This window comes from Shewanella aestuarii, assembly GCF_014647215.1.
Lineage (GTDB): Bacteria > Pseudomonadota > Gammaproteobacteria > Enterobacterales > Shewanellaceae > Shewanella > Shewanella aestuarii.
The window spans coordinates 82,286-101,683 of the sequence record NZ_BMOT01000004.1 but is presented as its reverse complement, the minus strand read 5'-3'; the positions used below and the strand labels follow the sequence as shown (position 1 = coordinate 101,683).

Sequence of the window (19,398 nt, the reverse complement as noted above, 5' to 3'; positions counted from 1 at the left end):
CTCAGTAAAGGACTGGATTACCAAATACGTACGCGTTGATCTTCTGGTAAATACAACTTATCGCCAGGTTTTACATCAAATGCTTTGTACCAAGCATCATGATTTCGAGGCGCAAGTGCACGATAATGACCTGGTGCATGGGTGCCCGCTTTAAGCTGACTTAGCATGCTTTGTTCAGTACGTTTCTCTTTCCATACTTGTGCCCACGCTAAGAAGAAGCGCTGGTCACCGGTTAGACCATTAATGATTGGTGCTTCCTTGCCGTTTAAACTTAACTGGTAGGCATGGTAAGCCATTGCTATACCGCCTACGTCACCAATATTTTCGCCAAGGCTGTTGCGACCATTCACAAAATTACCTGCGATTGGTTCATATAAGCTGTATTGCGCAGCTAATTGATCTGCTTTGGCTTCAAATGCCGCGCGATCGGTATCGGTCCACCAGTTACGTTGAATACCGTTAGCGTCAGATTTTGATCCTTGATCATCAAACCCATGACCCATCTCGTGACCAATTACCGCACCAATACCACCATAATTGACGGCTGGATCGGCATTTGGATCAAAAAATGGCGGTTGCAAAATGGCCGCTGGAAACACAATTTCGTTGAATGAGCTGTTGTAATAAGCATTAACATATTGAGGTGTCATGCCCCAACGGTTACGGTCAGTTTTTTGCAACTCTTGAGCGACGCTGTCGGCATGGAAGTATTGGCGTAATTTGTGAATATTGCCCACTAAATCTTCACTCGATAGTGTTAAACCATCAAATTCTTGCCATACATCTGGATAACCAATTTTAGGATTAAAAGCTGCCAGTTTGGCGTGAGCATTGACTTTAGTGTCATCGCTCATCCAAGTTAACCCATCAATACGTTGGCCTAAAGCTGTACGTAAGTTTTCAACTAAATCAGCCATTTGAGCTTTAGATGATTCAGGAAAATAACGAGCTACATAGACTTTACCAATTGCAAAACCTAATGATTCAGTTGCTGACATTTCATCCACAGCGCGTTTCCAACGAGGGCGTGGTTCTTCTTGGCCATTTAAGGTTTTGCCATAAAAGTCAAAGTTGGTTTGGTAAATGTCTTCAGATAACAAGTCTGCGTTGTTGCTCAAGGTATGGAAGGTTAAATAGTCTTGCCATACTTTCAATGGTTGCTCATTCACTAATGCAATCATTGCTTTAATCGGTTCAGGCTGCGACATGTTAAGTTGCGGCACCTTGTAACCCGTTTGTTCGAAATAAAGATCCCAATTAAAATTTGGATAAGCTTGAGTTAAATCTGCACGCTTTACTTGGTTTAGTGTTAAGTCGCGATCGCGACGCTTTTCTCGTGGCCAGTGACCTTGGGCAATTTTGGTTTCCAGCGCTAAAATTGCTTCTGCACGGGATTTACCCTCTGTTATGCCTGCAAAGGTCAGCATTTGGGCAATGTGGTTCACATAAGCGCTACGGATATTAATAAAGCGTTCATCGTCTTCTAAATAGTATGAGCGATCGGGCAAGCCTAATCCGCCTGCTCCGACAGAAAGCTCATATTGGTTGGGATCAAGACGATTAAACCACATGCCACCATAAATCGGTGATGTCGTATTAGTTAACCAAGCTTGGCCAAATACCTTGGTTAAGTCATCGGTATTTTTGATCGCGCTAATTTGATCTAAAGTTGGTTGAATTGCCGATACACCAAGTTTGTTTATGGTGTCTGTGTCCATGTAAGAATGGTAAAAATTAGCAATTAATTGCTCTTCGGCGTTTAAATCTTGACGGCTAGTAATGTCATCAATGATGGCTTTGACTTGTACTTCACTGCGTTCAGCTAATGCGGTAAATGCACCATAACGTGTTTTATCTGCAGGCATTTCAAAGTTGTCATACCATGTGCCGCTGGCATACATAAAGAAATCATCGCCTGGCTTAACGGCTTCGTTTCTGGCGGTTAAATCAATACCAAATTCACCTAATTCAGCTTTTTTTACCGCAATGTTTTTCACGGCTGGACTGTCTGTTTTGGCGATTTCTGAGGTGCCACATGCGCTAAGAAAGGTGCTTGCTAGTGCGATGGCAATTAAGGACTTTTTCATTGTTATCTATTTCCTTACTGGCTTTTTAGGGCTAAAAATTCACCCTCATCTTCTAAGAATGAGTTTAAAAGTCAAACATTGAATTGTTAGCAAATTTTAAATTACAGCCTATAGGGGACAGATTAATCTGAGCTTAATATGATGTTAAATGAGGCGAGAGTATCACTTGGGAGTGAGAGTGTTGTTTATCTAGTGTAGTAGTGAGGCAGATGATGCTATCAAAACGAAGCACTAATATTGAATATTGAAACGTGCAAAACGGGTAAATGCACGGATAATCGGTGCTTTACTGCGTTGCTCAATTAACAATTGTTTTTGAGTTGAGAATTTTTTGAAATGACGAATATCATCGACTATGTGTACGGGACGACATTCAAATTGCGTCGACAGATTAAGTAAGGTTTCAGCATCAAACGAAAAAGACTGTAGCATTTTATTCGATATATCATTCTTTCTCGCTGCGGTTAAGGCTGACTTACGTAACAGCTGCTGATTGATCTTATCTTTTAAGCGGACTTTATGCTGTTTCCAGGTATTTTTGTTGGTTAGTGTGTGCATGTCTTCAATGATCTGATGTGGATCACAGTCAAACTTGTAAGCAATTTTCGCAATCATTTCTTGGGATGTAATATCAATCCCTTTAATGGTCAAATAGACGATAAAATCAAGACGATCATTGGTTTGTTCAATAGCAGCTTGGTTTTTATTTAACACGTCATCTGCTGGCGATGCCGTTTTTTCAACCGAATCGAGTAATTCTGCTAATGATAGCGTTTCCGCTTCGGCATCTGCATAAGACTGTTGAAACCCTGCTTGTTTCTTCATTCACTATTACCGTTCAATGATTGAGTATAAGACTAAGCTTTGTGCATTAAGTGTGTTGAAGTTGCTTTGTCTTTTGGTAGCGCACACTATATTCAATTAAATTCTACGTGAAATGGCAAGCGGGTGGAAACTGAAAGTTGATGGTAATCTAAAATATGTGCGCTGAACACTAACTTGTAAGGCAATTGTTTTTCAGTTGTTATCTTACTGTGGTGTAATGGTTTTTTGTTAATTTATCGATTAAAATCTTCCATGTTCAAAGCCTGCTGCAGCAGTCATGTCGCCACAACAACTAAACAAGGACAGCTATATACAGCGGCTAGCATAAATAACCTCCATGAGGGCATGATTATCATGCATTTAAGCAGCCTCCAGCAATTATTCTTGATTTACCTTAGCTTAGCGCTAACCACCAAAAGTTGAATTAATACTCTGTTACTTATTTTATCTTCAAAGATTGTGCAAAAATCAGCAAATAAGATTTTACCGTGTTAACTTACCGTTAACATTTTGTCGGGGTATACACGACAAAAAACAGGATATTTTCCTGATAACTCATCAATAGATTGGTTTTTCAAAGGTTAGGGTATGATCAAAAAAACATTAAAATGGATTGGAATTAGTGCGTTAAGTATTACAACGTTGGGAGCCAGTTTTGCTGCGCATGAATGGTATGCTGAAAAGCCTTTCCTGTTCAGGGCATATCTTGATCGTGCCATGGTTAAAATGGCGTTCGAAAACCCTGAAACGTTAACCTCGTTAGGTTTTTTAGAATCCATTGGTATCAAAGGCCATAATGCCCACTTGGATGATGTCGATCCAGCCAATGATAAAGCCCTGTTTGCCGAGCTCATTACCTTCAGAAAGGGGCTAATGCAATATCAAGATGCTGATCTCGATGAAAATCAGCAACTGTCTAAAGATATCGCAATTTATTTATTAGATATGTTAGATGAGTTTGAAAAATATCAATACCATAATTACCCTGCAAATCAGATGTTTGGTATTCAAAGTGCTTTCCCTAGCTTCATGGAGTCATCGCACCAAGTTAATACCTTAGAAGATGCAAACAATTACCTGTCTAGATTAGGTGAGGTGAAGCGAAAATATACTCAACATCTGATAGGCCTCGAAAAACGAGAGTCGCTGGGGATTATTCCGCCACGATTTGTGATCGATCGAGTATTAGATGAAATGCGGAGTTTTGTCGCCACTCCAAGCACAGAAAATATTCTTTATACTTCGTTACAAAGCAAAATGGATAAGGCTGACAGTTTTAGTGCCGAAGATAAGCAAACCATCCTAGCAAAAACCGATATCGCAATTCGAGAATCAGTGTATCCCGCGTATGGATTATTTATCGATTACTTCGACAAGTTAAAGACGACCGCGGGGACTGATGATGGGTATTGGAGATTACCAGACGGCGATAAAGCCTATGCTTTGGCACTAAGGTTTTTTACTACTACCAATTACAGTGCCGATGAGATCCACCAGTTAGGTTTATCTGAGGTTGCACGTATCCATCAGGAAATGCTCGCCATTTTTAAGGCAGAGGGCGTTGACATTTCAAATGGGTATTTGGCTGCAATGAATGAGTTTTCTGCCAGACCTGAGTTTTACTATGAAGATTCAGACACAGGTCGCGAGCAGATTTTAGCGGACTACCAAACCATACTTGATGAAATTGACCAAGGATTGGGGGATGCATTTAATATCAGGCCTAAAGCGGGCATGGAAGTTGTACGCATACCTGAATTTAAAGAAAAAACGGCACCTGGTGCTTATTATCAAGCACCTTCGTTGGATGGTTCTCGACCAGGACGTTTTTTTGCCAACTTATATGATACGAAAACCACCCCTAAATATGCCATGAGAACCTTGGCATACCATGAGGGGATCCCAGGGCATCATTTTCAAATCTCTATTGCAATGGAGCTTGAAGATATGCCATTTATTCGCCGTTTTGCGCCTTTTACCGCTTATATAGAAGGTTGGGCTTTGTATGCGGAGCGTTTGGCTTATGAGCAAGGGTTTCAAAAGACACCCGCCGATAATATTGGTCGTCTGACGGATGAATTATTGCGAGCGGTAAGGTTAGTGGTTGATACCGGCTTACATCATAAGCGTTGGACTCGTGAGCAGGCAATCGACTATATGGCTAATAATACTGGTCGTGCTGAGCGCGACGTTGTTGCTGAAATCGAACGTTATATTGTGATGCCTGGGCAAGCGACATCTTATAAAGTGGGCATGATGAAAATTTTATCCTTACGCCAAAAAGCCAAAGACAGTTTAGGTGATAAGTTTGACTTGCGTGAGTTCCATGATGCGGTATTGAAAAATGGGGCTATGCCGTTAGATTTACTGGAACGTGTTATCGACAGCTATATTGCGGCTAAGCAAAGCGCACCAGCCTAGATTTAACTAAATAACAGTAAACAGATAAAACCAGTTGTTATTCAACTGGTTTTCTTTTTATGGCTGCGCAGGGGCTCGACATTAACCAAAGGACTTGAGTTGCTTGGAGCTGTGTTACAACAAGGAGCTTTTAGCAAAGCCGACGCCTTGTATGCAATTGATAACTCTTTACTGTCAAAACCAATAAAAGCGTTAGCTGCTGATTTAGGCAAGCAGTGACTCAATTGCTCAACTTGTACCTTTGTCTCATACCCAGCCAGTAAAGATCTTTTTGATCAAACTAGCTGTTGATATGGACACCGGATCCCAGCCTATTGTAAGACAATTTAATACAGTTAGTTGTTCAAGGTATTGTTTAATATTAGTTTATTGTTAATCTCTGAGTTTAGTTAGCAACAATTACATTGGTTTTAGTTTACCTTTAGCATCACTTAATTGCGTATAGCCCTTTGCGGCCATAAACGCTTTGAGCTCATGTTCAATTCTGGCAAAGCATTTAGGCCCTTCTTTTTCTAAACAGGTAGCAATTTGCACCGCATCCGCCCCAGCAAGCAAATATTCAAACGCATCTATGCCACTTTTAATGCCACCAACACCGATAATACTGATTTCATCACCAAGTAATTCCCTAAAGGCTCTGACATTGGCCAATCCTATCGGTTTGACATAATCGCCACATAAGCCGCCAAAGCCACCCTTGGGTTTGATGATAGGTTGTTCGGTATAAGGATCAATCACTAAGGTGTTTCCGATTGAGTTAATGCAGGTAATAAACTTTACCGGGTATTTTTTAATGATATTAGCGACAGCAGTGAAATGTGACATATCAAAATAGGGCGCAAGTTTGATACCTATGGGTTTGTCACCCAGCGCAGTAATTGCAGCTAACGCTTGATCTGTTTGTTCAAAATCATAAGCAACCTGGGCTTTGCCTGGAATGTTTGGGCAAGAGAAATTGACTTCAATTAAATCAACGGCACTTTTTTGAAAAGCGCTCACCATTTTAATATTGTCATTAATGCTAAATCCAGAAATGCTGACGACCACGGGTTTATTCATTGCTTTTAGCGCAGGGATCATTTCAAGGTATGCTTGATATCCTAAGTTGGGTAATCCCATAGATTGAATAGCGCCCAAGGGTAGGTTTTGATATCTAGGTTCAGGGTTGCCCTCCCGTGGGAGCAGGGTGCATGATTTAGTGACAATGGCCGTTGAATTTGAATGCGCAATACGTTCCAGTTCATCGAATGTAGTGCATTGTGGCCCTGAGGCATTCATCAGGTAACTTTGCAGTTTGACCCCTGCAACTTGGGTAGACAGATCGATAGGCATACGGATATTTGCTTTGTAGGGTGGGGTGAATAGTATTTTTACAGTGCGGCCATGGTATTGATTCAGAGCAATAAATTGACCGATTTATTAGGGAGATGTTTGAAACTGTTAAATGATCGCGTGTTTAGCTCATGCGGGCTTTCTCGTTAATTATGGTTGAGGATACATCACCCAGTCACCAGTTATCATCTTGTTCACTAATACAATTGTACTATGGGTTAATTTCACTTAAGTTAGTCATGTTATTCTTTTTTATTCTGGACATCTCATGTGGAACACGCTTCGCGCTTACCAATCATCAATTATATTACTGTTGGCTTTGATGCTCGGTGGCGCATTAGGATTATGGCAACCTGAATTTGCACTTGGACTTAAACCCATAGGACAAATTTTCCTTAATTTACTATTTATGATCATAGTGCCATTGGTGGCGGTCAGTGTGATGTCCTCTATTGCCAGAATGACAGATTTGAAAAAATTAGGCGCGATTTTGGTTTCTATTATGGCGGTGTCAATCATGATGGCACTCATTCCCGCTATCGGAATTATCTTGTTGGCATCTGCATTCGACCCAGCCCAAGGCGTTACATTAGAATTGGCAGAAACCATTGATAACGCCGGTGGAACCATGGACTTTGTCAGTTTACTGACCACCAATGATTTTGTCGGCTTGTTATCGAAATCAAACATTCTGGCGTTAATTATTATGTCGGTGATCAGTGGTATTGCGATAGGGCAATCTGGAGAGGATGGTCGCAAGGTTGCTGACTTATTAGATAGCTTGAACACTGTCATTATGAAGATTATCGCTATTTTAATGTATGCAGCTCCTGTTGGATTAGGCGCTTATTTTGCCTCTACCATGGCGAGCCAAGATGCCGAGTTAATGGGAACATTTGCCCGCGCAGTGGGTTTATTTATGCTGGCGACGGTATTGTATTTAACTATTGGCTCAACCTGTTATGCCTGGCTTGGTGGTGGTGTTGAAGGCATAAAACGCTTTTGGCAAAATATGTTAGAGCCAGCTGTTACCGCGTTAGGCACGAGTTCATCACTCGCCACTTTGCCTGTTACCATTCGCAGTGCTAATAAAATGGGGTTGAACGAACAAATCAGTGAAATCAGTTTGCCCTTGTTGGTTAATTTGAATAAAGGCGGTGCGGCAATGATTACCGCACTAAAAATCGTCTTCATCTATTCTTTACTCGGTCTAGATTTTAGCGCCGATGTATTTATGATCACTGTGCTTATTTCTGTGTTATCGGCATTCATTATTGGCGGAGTACCCGGTGGGGCATTTTTAGGTGAGATTTTTATTGTAACGACACTCGGTTTACCATTGGAAGTGATCCCTATTCTAGTGGTGTTAGGGGCCATTACCGACGCCGCTTCTACCGTCATCAATGTGGTGCATGATTTAACCGCAACACAAATTATTGAGCGACTTAACGGTAAACATTATTTAAACCAAGCAAAATAAGCTTTATGAATACTGAGACTCATAAAACCAATAACTTGCCAGCAATCATTTTTGTCGTGGTTCTGTTATTGAGTACATCGATAGCGGTGTACAGCATAAATCATAGCCATCAACAAACTTCTCCAGAAACCTGGACCGCATTCATTTATAAGAATGGTTACCAATCGGCAAAGTACGAAATGGAAGATGGGTTTGAGGATTACCCTTCATGTAAGTCATTTGCGACTCGCTTATCGGATAAATTTGCACAGGCACCATGGCAATGTGGTTTACGCTGTCGTTTTGATTCAATGCGTCAAGGCTATCAGTGTGAAAGCATGGAGAATCATTAACTAAAACTAGCTAAAGTGTATGGAAGAGAAGAGTCGATTTTAATGCTTAGCGTGTAAATATTCTGATAAATTGATAACAAAAATAAAGGCATAAGCGAAAGCTTATGCCTTTGGTATTTGTAGCGCCGCAGTTCGACTAGGAATTACAGCTTGGTGTTTACTGCTGGCAAAGCAGCACTCTTGGTCAACTGGCAAGGTGACTCTCCTGGGCCTGTGAGTAATGCGGGGTCGATATTGGCATTACACTTCCAGTTAATCAATTTACCATCATTGTCAATGCTGGGAGTAAAAGTCAGTTGTGAACCTTCACCATAATATTTTGCTAATTTTACAATCACATCACTCTGTTCTGACAAGAAAATATCACTAATTAATGGATGTGCTTTAAGATCATTAATAGGTAAATCAATTTTGTCAGCCGGCTTAGGTAACCTTGCTTGGTAAGTATAAAATTGTGAAACCGACATTTTGGCCAGTTGTGATAAATCGACAATCGAATTTAGCTGTAATTTAAGATTTAACCCATTGAAGCTAGCACTTGGGGCCTTGGCGGTGGAGATATTATTATTCGATGCAGTTTGTACCGTTGCAACTGATGCTGGTGCTTGAATTATCTCTGCATTTACGGTGTTAGTGGTTAGCGGCGCTTGTTGGGCGGCGATAAGTTTTTCGGTCACTTCATCTATGGCATCATCATTACCGAGTGTGACCCGCAATACTTGTGGACCACTTTGAGTCTGCAGAGTACTGGCTGTTTCATTTACAGCCAGTGTGGTCTTATCTGCACTAAGCATTGGTTGTTTTTCTGCCGCATTTGTCACTAATGTCGTTGCTAACACTTCAGGTTCAGTAGAAATGGGTTTCGCGGCAATGGTTGTGGCTAAAGGATAGTTATTTTCCGCTATCGATACTTTGTCATTCGATGTTGGTTTTTGAGTATTTATCGCTAATGAAGATTCAGCTGAGGCTGGCATCTCAGTCATCAATGGCTCAATCGGTGCAGTTGAAATTGGCTGAGAGTTACCTATGGTCGCAATGCTGGCTTCTTCTACGACTAGCGGTTCAGGTAAAGTGACAGCTGTGTTTGGCGACTCAGCGATTGTGACTGCGGCGGTATTTTCTACCAGGCTATTGTCAGCAACCTCAATAACATCAGCAACCTGAATATTCTCAATACCCTGGACATCAGCTTCGTTATTCACTTTAGCAATTTCAACCGCTTTAGCTGTTACAACCTCCACCTCAGTAACTGGGTCAATTTCTACCTCACTACTCTCAACCGCGCTGTTATTAATGACTTCTGCTGATGGCATGTTACTAGCGGCTATTTCTGTGTCGGTAATCTCAACAGCTTCAACAGCTTCAACAGCTTCAGTCTTGTCTGCAGAGGTCTTTTCGTTTATTGAGTTGTTAGCCAATATGGTATTTGATGACGGTAAAGCTTTTATATTGGCTAATTGATAAAAAGCCTGTTTTACCGCTGTTAATAAGCCAGTTTCAGGCATTACGCTTGATGAAATATATTCCTCAGCGGTTTTAGGTGCATTGGATTTTTTTTGTGTGGAAGCTATTTCAGATGCCTGTTGAGAGGTTGGCTTTGGCTTGTCTTTGGTTATGCTTGTACTCGACTGAGCTTCAATTGCGCTGGTCTCAGTTATATCTACATTATTAGCCGTTACAGTATCAGCTTTTGTTGTATCAGTATTAGTATCAGTCGTGGTAGTGCTCTCTAAGGCGAGTATTACCTCTTCGGTGTCTTGTGAAGCTGTATCATCGGCTAGTGCCTTGTTTTCTTCGGTAACAGCTTTTAGCTCCGCAACTTGTAATTCAGGCTCTACAGCAATGTTTACCTCTGAAGAAGCAGTGGGTTGTTCTGCAGGTTGCGACTTCTCAGTGTTTGCATCGACAATTAAACTGGATTGTTCTGCGACCAAAGCCCTCGCTTCATTCGTCGGCTGAGTGGAGGTGATTTCAATCAACTCAGACTCGCTAGTCATAGGTTTGCTAGAGATTGGTTTGCTAGAGATTGATTTGCTAGATAGAGATTCAATCGAATTCGTTTCAGTAGGATTAATCTCGCTAGCATGGGCTATATTAGCGACTGGATCTGGATCCGATGACGCTTTAGATGCGAGAGACAGTATTTCATCTGACTGGACTGCCATTTCATCTGAGTTTATTGGGTTACCTTGCTTGGCAGCATGCTCGATATCGTCAGTTAATGCGATATTGGCAGTATCCGGGTTATTATCTATAACCTCAGTAAAAGCAATTTTCTCCAGTTCTTCGGCAACGGTTGTGCCTTTGGTCATCGCGGTTTCAATTGCTTTGTTTGCAGCCTCTAGTGTGGCTGCGTCAATTTCAGTTTCAGTCGGTTGTGTATTTTCGATTGCGACAACAGGTTGAGCATTCTCAGTTAAAAGTACCTCATCTGCAGTTGTAGTGTTGGTGTTAAGTGCGAGTGTGCTGGCCTGCGCAATATCTTCTGTCAGCTTGTTGTTTGCAGAAGCGGTTTCTTTTGACGCCGATGTCTCTATAACCTGTGAGGGAGTTGTTACAGCACTCACCTCTGCCGATTCGTTTGTAAGCATTTCAGCTTCAGGGAATAAATCTTGAGTAGATTGTACTATCGAGGAAAAGGTCGATGTCGCTGATTTTTGGATATCATCTAAAGTAAAGGGCAAGTCTGTGATAGCATCAGAGCTTGGGATTAACGCCTCGGCAGAACGGGCTACATCGCTCAATATATCACTTGCATCTTGTTGTAATGCGTTGAAATCGGTAGAAGCTATTTTTGTGGCGAAGGATTTCTCATTGGGGTCTTTGGGGCTGCCGTCATCGAGAAATAACACTTTAACTGCCACACTGACAATTAATAACAACGAGATATTAATTAACCACTGATTCATATCGCGCTGTTTATTCTTCTGCCTTTTCTGCGGAATAATGCGGGTAATATTTTTGTGCTTGGCAATGACATCACGAGCAATATCTTCAATTTCTTCTCGATCGATGGTAGTGATTTCATCTAATGCCGCAATATAGTCAAGCGGTAATTCAATGTCATCTGGGTGCTTAGCGCCATTTCGAAGGGCGTCTACTTCTAATACACGATGTTTAATTTCTTCGATAATCGTGTTCTGTTGGCTAGGTTGACTAGCTTCGTTCATTGTTATTCACCCTTGCAAATATGTAACTAATAGACTTTTATTTTTATTTTTATCGCTATTTAACGCCAATTACAGTGCGGCTGATGCTTTAGCGTTATCATGTGTTAGATCAAATTAGTAAATACTGGTATTCAGTTTGCGGAAGTAAAAATTCAGAAAGTGGCTGCGTATGTCATTTGAGCCCATTATGTAAGAGAAAAATACCCTAAAACGCAGAATGTGATGATTCACAAAACGTTACTCTGCTTACATCTTCCATGACCATTTTTTCTGATTCTAATTATTGCTGAGCGTAAAAATATTGTTTACGCATTTCCTTTGCAGCGCACAAGATAACCAATTGTGACAACTTGTTCAAATTTTTTAACAAATCATTATCATTTTGCGGGTTAGATACGTCATAAAAATGTCTTCATAAATTTACAAAGGATTTATCACTAATAATTACAGTTGTTTAAAGGGTTTTAATACTGCCAATATTTTGCCTTTTAGAACGGTTTGAATTGCTGCATCATTTTCCTATTAATAATAACTCTCACCATTTTTAGTCTTGTTCAATATCGGTAGAGTGCAGGCCTCTTTAATGCGTGTAAGCGTCACAGTATTGTGATGGTTTTTATGTACAATAGTACTTCTTATTAAAAGGAGTTTTATGTGCTAACTAAAATTTTAGTCACACTATTGGTGATTATTGGGGCGTTATTTTATTTACGTCGCGGCAGAAAAACACCCACTAAAACACAACAAGCAATAGTTGAACAAACCAAGCATCCTCTAACGAATAAAGTGATTATTTATGGCGTAATTGCACTCTCTATGTTGTCTACGGCGGTTTTTTGGGGATGGAACTTATATGACGATAATCGCATAGTTACTGTGCAAATTAGCTCGCCTATCGAAGCGATGTCGAGCCAATATCAAGTACGTAAAAAAGATATCCACGCGCGAAAAATAACCACAGTGGACGGCATTGAAATACGTTTATCCAATCAAGAGCGGGTTACCATTTCAGACTATAACGATAAATAAGCTTTAGATTTATCGCTCAGCTAAGACAGGTTAAATAACAAAATGGAGGCCTAGGCCTCCATTTTTAATTCATTTTTGCGATTCGGTGCTTGCCCGATTTAAGCTTACTCTTTCGACTTTAGCTTTAATCTTGCATTGACATAAGGATCTACCTTTTGCTTTGACGCTGCGCCTTCGCCAGTTGGTGCTTTTTGTGGCTTAGGATTATTTGGCTTATTCGCCTTAGTGTCAGTGGCTTTTGGTTCACTCGTTTTTGGTGTTTGCGCTCTATTAGCAAATTTAGGCCCTAAATCAACCAATGGCTTTTTACGTCTAGGTGGGCGGCTTTTTGTTGCTGCGCTTTCAGACGATGTATTACTACTGTGGCTTTTGGGCTCACTATTATTGCTTCTTCTTTGGTGAATTTTATTATCCTGTCCAGAGGCAGAGCTTTTTGTACGTGAACTGGTTGAACGGCCAGTCGATTTCTTCGCTGCGCCACCACTAAGCTGGGTGTCAGCAAGATTAAAGTTGGCTTCAAAACCCGGTAAGACATTACGGGTAATTTGACGTTTAATCAGTTTTTCAATGTCACGTAATAATTTACCTTCTTCTTCGCTTACTAACGAAACAGCTTGCCCTGAAGCACCCGCACGACCCGTACGGCCAATACGGTGAACATAGTCTTCAGGCACTTGAGGAAGGTCGAAGTTAACCACAAACGGGAGTTGGTCGATATCAATACCGCGTGCAGCAATATCGGTGGCAACCATCACTTGAGCTGCGCCACGTTTGAAGTCGGCTAACGCTTTGGTGCGTGCTGTTTGACTTTTATTACCGTGAATTGCAACGGCTGTGATGCCTGCGGCTTCTAAACTTTTGGCTAAACGATTTGCGCCATGCTTGGTACGAGAAAACACCAACACCTGATGCCAATCATTGATTTTTATGAGTTCAATTAATGCCGCTGATTTACGCGTTTTATCTAATGCATAAATGCTTTGCTCAACACTATTGGCTGTGCTGTTTCTTGGCGTTACCGATATTTCAACTGGGTTGTTCACTAGGCCTTTGGCTAGTTCGCGTATTTCATCCGAAAACGTGGCCGAAAACATCAAATTTTGTCTCTTCGCTGGTAAGAAAGACAGAATTTTACGGATGTCACGAATAAAGCCCATGTCTAACATGCGATCGGCTTCATCAAGCACTAAGATCTCAAGGTGATCAAAGTTAATTGCACGTTGCTGATATAGATCCAATAAGCGGCCTGGTGTCGCAACCAGAATATCCACGCCATTTTTTAATGCCGCAAGCTGAGGCTGAATAGAAACCCCACCGAATACCACGGCAGACTTAAGCGGTAAATGCTTACCGTAAGTTGCCACGCTTTCTTGTACTTGCGCTGCTAGTTCACGGGTTGGCGTTAATACTAAAGTACGTACATAACCGCGTTTAGCAGGAGTACCTTGAGATAATAATTCGAGGATTGGTAGTGTAAATCCCGCTGTTTTACCGGTTCCGGTTTGGGCTGCGGCCATGACATCTTGGCGCTTTAACACTGCTGGAATGGCTTGGGCTTGAATAGGGGATGGGGTGTCATAACCTTGTTTGGCAACTGCTTTTAAAATTGCAGCACTTAGTCCTAGGTTTTCAAAACTCATAGATTACATCTCAATTAACAGCCTAAGCGGTTAAATATATTAAAGGTGGCCAATATCGGCGGGCGTGCATCTTACCTGAAAAGCCTTACCAGTGCTATTAAAACACATTGTAGCAAAGGGTGAAAAAGTGTTAATCATCAGTGCGAAATGATGCAATATTGCATACAATGAATTACTTGGTGCATTTTAAAATCCAAATACTGTGATGCGGCTGTCGATTATTGCGCATTCACTTTGGTTTATTTCGCGTTTATTTTCATCTTATTTGCTATTAAGGCATCAATGACTTCAAAATTAGCGGCACTCACACATATTGAAAAGATCGCTTTAGGGCTTCGCGATCCTGCCCATGCGTTAATTAAAAATGTGCTGTTAATGTCTAATATTTCTACCCATACTTTACAAGTGGCTATGCGCCAATTAACACAGCATGGGCGAGTGGCATTGCATTTTCACCCCGATAGATTAGACAGTCGCGGCTTAAAAGTGGTTGATGGCTTGATTAAAGACGGTCACTACAAAAGTCAGTTTGAGACGCATATTTCCAACGGTCAGCTTTCTCCAGAGTTAGGCGGTCCAAGGGATCATTGGGAGAACCAGCTATTTGGCCAATGCTATTCAGGCATTAAGCATCGTCCTAAATATGGTGCTTTAGATTTAGGGTTGTGTGCATTGGGGCCAGCGCCTCGTTTTGGCAGTTGCTATTTTGTCACCCGCCCGCAAATATTGTCTCGTTGTACTTTTAGTTATATGGACTCGTATCGCTTACCTAAAGAGAAAGGCACCATTAACTGTTTTGATGGTGTATTGGCGGCATTATTAAGTGAAAGCTTTGAGCGCCATTATGCTTTGGGGATCACAGGGCTTAAACCGACAATATTGATTGATCACCTAGTGGCTGAATTAGCCGACTCGTTAGAAGGCCGATTTAAGCGACAGCCTAGCTGTAACCTTGATCATTATATTGAAGCTCAAATTCATGGTGAAGTGTCGTTAGATGATGACATCGACATGTTGGTAGCTGACCCAAGTTTTAAACAAACTCAAGTAGGCGAATCGTTACAAGCTTTATGCGACGAGTATGATATTCAATTAGCCTGGCACGGCGGCTATCAACTTCTGCTTGATGACGTGCCTAGTGATTTTCGCGGTGCAAATATGCCTAATGTGGCACATGCCGTTGCTCAAGAACAGCTTATCAATGCTGCCATTATTGGCGACGCAGCTTATGTTTTGTGCAAACAACCTACTAGCTGGAGCGAGCGCTCCAGCCATGCTAAAAAAATTCAAGATTTAAAATTGTTATGGCATGTATTAGTAAAATACGGCGCTATTCCCTTAGATTAATTAAGGGGACTTCTCATAAACTGTGCGGCAGTTAACATTATTAATTGATCAACTGTATTAGATAAGCCACTACTGCGATACTGCTTGCTAACACGCTATTTTATCTAGTTTATAATCTGTTTTCTTTTTGCCAATCATTATGGTTTGGCATCAAGAAATGTTGTTGGAGTTTCATGGATAAGTCGTTAGAAAAGACATTAGCTAAATGGCTTAAGTCTCAGCAATCTGCATGCGGTATTTACCTAAAGCTCGCTATCCTTTGTGGTTTACTTAACGGTGTTGCCATTATTGGTCAAGCCTACTGCATAGCCCAAATTCTACAGGGTGTGATTATGGCAGAGCTAGCCGTTAATCAATTAATGCCCTATTTTATCGGCGTAGCCACCTTGCTGATTGCTCGAGCGGGTTTAGCTTATGGACGAGAACGATTTAGCTTTGAGGCTGGTAAGCGGTTACGCCAAGACATAAGGCAAGCCGTGTTAAATAAGTTGGTGGCATTAGGCCCGGCGTTTATTAAAGGTAAGCCCGCAGGTGCCTGGGCCAGTATTGTGCTTGAACAAGTCGAAGATTTACATGACTTTTACAGCAAGTATATGCCACAAATGATGTTAGCGGCATTCATCCCCCTGTGTATTTTAGTGGTGGTATTTCCATTAAATTGGGCTGCGGGTTTAGTGTTATTAGCAACGGCTCCGTTAATCCCAATGTTTATGATTTTAGTCGGAATGGGCGCTGCTGATGCCAACCGTAAAAACTTTACCGCCCTAAGCCGTTTAAGTGGCCACTTTATGGATCGCTTACAAGGGTTAACCACGATAAAGCTGTTTAATCGTGGTGAAGCGGAAGTGACCCAAATTCATCAGGCGTCAGAAGATTTTAGAAGCCGCACTATGTCGGTTTTACGTTTAGCTTTTTTAAGTTCAGCCGTGTTAGAGTTTTTTGCTGCGTTATCCATTGCCGTATTGGCAGTATATTTCGGTTTTAGTTATCTACACCATCTAGATTTTGGCCATTATGGCTTAGGAATCAGTTTATTTACCGGTATGTTTGTACTGATATTAGCCCCCGAATTTTACCAACCCCTGAGAGATTTAGGTACCCATTACCATGCAAAAGCACAAGCTATTGGTGCCGCAGAGTCATTAGTTGAATTACTTGATTACCCGCTAACGCATACAGCTGCGCAATCCGGCGATGAGATGATTGATCTTCGTCAGGTCGACATTGTTGCCAATAATTTAAGGGTAATGAGTTCAGATGGACAGTGTCTACTTGGACCCGTGTCATTTCAAATCAAAGCTGGGCAACATGTTGCGGTTGTTGGCGCTAGCGGTGCAGGTAAAACCAGCCTGTTACAAGCACTGTTGGGCTTTTTACCTTACAAGGGAGAGTTACTGATTAATGGCAAACCCTTTAACACAATCAGTATGACCCATTGGCGCAGGCATCTTGCCTGGTTAGGCCAGGACCCGCAGTTATTTCATGGCACGATTGCCGAAAATGTTGCTTTAGGTAGAGCTGATTTGAGTGAGTCGGCGATCATGGATTTACTTGAAAAAGCGCACCTTGCCGATTTTGTGCAGCAACATCCCCAAGGATTACATTCTATGATTAGCGATCAGTCATCAGGGGTATCGGTTGGACAAGCTCAGCGTATTGCATTGGCCAGAGCACTGAGTCAGCAAGCCAGTGTTTTTATGCTGGATGAACCGACAGCCAGTTTAGATGAACAAAGTGCAAATGCCGTGATGGACTCGCTTTCGCAAGCCATTACCGATAACACCGCGATTATGGTGACCCATAAACTCGAAGAATTGACGAGTTTTGATAGCATTATCGTGCTTGATAAAGGGTTGTTGATTGAGCAGGGAAATTACACCTCATTAATGGCCACACAGGGCAAGTTTTATCAGTTGATCCAACAGGAGGCCAACGTATGAAGGTCTTGCTTCCTTTTCTAAAACTGTTCCGGCGCCAGTGGTTAATGATGGTAACGGGCTTGTTGCTCAGCTTTATTACTCTGTTGGCTGGGGTCGGGTTGTTATCTTTATCTGGTTGGTTTTTATCTGCCACAGCAGTTGCGGGTTTAACTGTACTGACAGCACAATCTTTTAATTTTTTCACTCCAGCAGGTGGAGTGCGTTTTTTATCGATAGCTCGCACAGCAAGTCGATACGGTGAGCGTTTGGCTACCCATGAGGCAACATTTAAGTTATTAACTGATTTACGCGTTTGGGCGTGGCAAAAGTTATTACCTCTTAGTGCCGCCAATTTACAGGGCCTAAGAAAAGGCGATTTATTGAATCGCTTAGTTGCCGACATCGATACCTTAGATCATCTTTATCTACGTTTACTGATCCCAATGAGCGCATCATTATTAATGATAGCTGCGCTATACGTATTCATTGCCTGGTTTGATCCAAGTTTAGCGTTAACACTTTGTGGTTTTTTGCTGGTGGTTTTATTGGTGTTGCCGGCTGTTTTTTATCGATTAGGTAAAGTGCCTGGCCAGACGTTAATTGAAACAAAGCAAAGGTTTAGAGTGCAACTGCTTGATGTGATCCAAGGGCAGGCTGAGTTAAGTTTATTTGCAGCGAATCAAGATTATTTAGCCAGAATATATCAACAACAACATCGCTTTTTTAGCAGCCAATTGACCATGGCAAAAATTACCGGATTAAGCCAAGCTATCTTAATTCTAACCAATGGTTTTGCGGTATTGTTGATGTTATATGTTGCCGCAAAAGGTGTCGGTGAGGCAGTTCCTCCAGGTCCCTTATTTGCGATGGTAGTGTTTGCCACTATGGCCTGTTTAGAAATGATGATGCCAGTAGCTGGAGCGTTTCAACATTTATCGAGTACCGTGCTGGCTGCTGAGCGAGTCAGTGGGCTAACTGAACAAGCTCCTGCGGTGCAGTTTGCTACAGAGCAGCATGTTATTGCCCAAACAGGGGCATTAGATATCTGTAATTTACATTTTAGTTATCAAGAAAATCAGCCAATATTACAAGGGATCAATCTTAAATTAGCCGCGGGAGACAAAGTGGCAATTTTAGGAAAAACAGGCTGTGGTAAATCCAGTTTGTTGAATATGATCACCCGAGAGTGGCAATCAAATGCAGGCTCGATACTTTTAGATGGTCAGTCGATTACCAATTACACTGAGGCAAATTTACGCGCGGCAATGTCGGTAGTCAGCCAAAGGGTGCACCTATTTAGTGGTACCTTGCGAGACAATTTAGTGCTGGCATTACCTTATATCGCTAATGAAAAACGCTCTGCACACGATGACAAACTAAAACAGGTGCTGTCACAAGTGGGTTTAGGTCATTTGTTAATGGGAGATAAACCGTTGAACATGTGGATGGGTGAGGGTGGTAGGCAGTTATCCGGCGGCGAGCAACGGCGTATTGGTGTTGCCAGAGCACTGCTTCGTGATGCGCCATTACTCTTGCTTGATGAACCCACAGAAGGCTTAGATAAGCATACTGAACGCGAAATTCTAGCCACTTTATTTGCGTTTGCAGAACATAAAACTGTGTTGATGATAAGTCACCGCACCACAGCACTAAATCAAATGGATGGCTGTTATCAACTTATTGATGGTAAGTTACAAAGTTTTCCATTGCCTTGTTAAAATGAGCCGCCTAAACCCTTAATCTACGGGCTTAGGCGAGGCTATTTTACCTACTAAGATGGATATTGTTTTTGTAGTAAAAATGACATTTTTTTGTA

At 41.6% G+C, this 19,398-nt stretch carries 12 protein-coding genes; 7 read left to right on the top strand and 5 right to left on the bottom strand.

The genetic code is table 11. The features are described 5' to 3' along the window. Positions 1–17: 17 nt before the first annotated feature. A complete protein-coding gene (locus tag IEY03_RS07870; RefSeq protein ID WP_188840813.1) occupies positions 18–2,087 on the bottom strand; it encodes a M13 family metallopeptidase in 2,070 nt (689 codons plus the stop codon). Positions 2,088–2,318: 231 nt separating this feature from the next. Next, on the bottom strand, positions 2,319–2,912 hold the full coding sequence (locus tag IEY03_RS07865; RefSeq protein WP_188840812.1) for a hypothetical protein: 594 nt from the start codon (positions 2,910–2,912) through the stop codon (positions 2,319–2,321). 588 nt (positions 2,913–3,500) lie between these two features. On the opposite strand from IEY03_RS07865, the gene IEY03_RS07860 reads away from it, so the two are divergent. Continuing rightward, on the top strand, positions 3,501–5,333 hold the full coding sequence (locus tag IEY03_RS07860) for a DUF885 domain-containing protein (RefSeq protein ID WP_188840811.1): 1,833 nt from the start codon (positions 3,501–3,503) through the stop codon (positions 5,331–5,333). A 399-nt stretch (positions 5,334–5,732) separates the two neighbouring features. Here the strand turns inward: IEY03_RS07860 and IEY03_RS07855 are convergent, their stop codons facing one another. Next, positions 5,733–6,665 carry a dihydroorotate oxidase gene (locus IEY03_RS07855; protein WP_188840810.1) on the bottom strand — a complete coding sequence of 311 codons (933 nt, stop codon included), beginning with the start codon at positions 6,663–6,665 and terminating at the stop codon, positions 5,733–5,735. Positions 6,666–6,933: 268 nt separating this feature from the next. On the opposite strand from IEY03_RS07855, the gene IEY03_RS07850 reads away from it, so the two are divergent. Further along, entirely contained in the window at positions 6,934–8,145 is a 1,212-nt protein-coding gene (locus tag IEY03_RS07850; RefSeq protein ID WP_188840809.1) for a dicarboxylate/amino acid:cation symporter, read from the top strand. A gap of 5 nt (positions 8,146–8,150) precedes the next feature. After that, positions 8,151–8,477: a hypothetical protein gene (locus IEY03_RS07845; protein ID WP_188840808.1), complete on the top strand. Its 327-nt coding sequence runs from the start codon at positions 8,151–8,153 to the stop codon at positions 8,475–8,477. A gap of 143 nt (positions 8,478–8,620) precedes the next feature. On the opposite strand, the gene IEY03_RS07840 is transcribed toward IEY03_RS07845, so the two are convergent. Continuing rightward, positions 8,621–11,647, bottom strand: coding sequence for a hypothetical protein (locus IEY03_RS07840; protein WP_188840807.1), 3,027 nt, complete (start codon positions 11,645–11,647; stop codon positions 8,621–8,623). Positions 11,648–12,301: 654 nt separating this feature from the next. Between IEY03_RS07840 and IEY03_RS07835 the strand changes: the two genes are divergently transcribed. Beyond that, positions 12,302–12,676, top strand: coding sequence for a hypothetical protein (locus IEY03_RS07835; RefSeq protein ID WP_188840806.1), 375 nt, complete (start codon positions 12,302–12,304; stop codon positions 12,674–12,676). Between the two features lie 104 nt (positions 12,677–12,780). Here the strand turns inward: IEY03_RS07835 and IEY03_RS07830 are convergent, their stop codons facing one another. Continuing rightward, positions 12,781–14,316 carry a DEAD/DEAH box helicase gene (locus IEY03_RS07830; RefSeq protein ID WP_188840805.1) on the bottom strand — a complete coding sequence of 512 codons (1,536 nt, stop codon included), beginning with the start codon at positions 14,314–14,316 and terminating at the stop codon, positions 12,781–12,783. 282 nt (positions 14,317–14,598) lie between these two features. Between IEY03_RS07830 and IEY03_RS07825 the strand changes: the two genes are divergently transcribed. The 3 genes from IEY03_RS07825 (at position 14,599) to cydC (ending at position 19,300) form a co-directional block, all read left to right on the top strand. After that, the gene (locus tag IEY03_RS07825) at positions 14,599–15,663 is read left to right on the top strand and encodes a DUF3626 domain-containing protein (RefSeq protein WP_188840804.1); all 1,065 of its coding nucleotides are present in this window, start codon (positions 14,599–14,601) and stop codon (positions 15,661–15,663) included. Positions 15,664–15,836: 173 nt separating this feature from the next. Next, a complete protein-coding gene (cydD, locus tag IEY03_RS07820) occupies positions 15,837–17,603 on the top strand; it encodes a heme ABC transporter permease/ATP-binding protein CydD (protein ID WP_188840803.1) in 1,767 nt (588 codons plus the stop codon). Further along, positions 17,600–19,300 carry a heme ABC transporter ATP-binding protein/permease CydC gene (gene cydC, locus IEY03_RS07815; protein ID WP_188840802.1) on the top strand — a complete coding sequence of 567 codons (1,701 nt, stop codon included), beginning with the start codon at positions 17,600–17,602 and terminating at the stop codon, positions 19,298–19,300. The genes cydD and cydC overlap by 4 nt, the downstream gene beginning before the upstream one ends. Positions 19,301–19,398 lie beyond the last annotated feature (98 nt).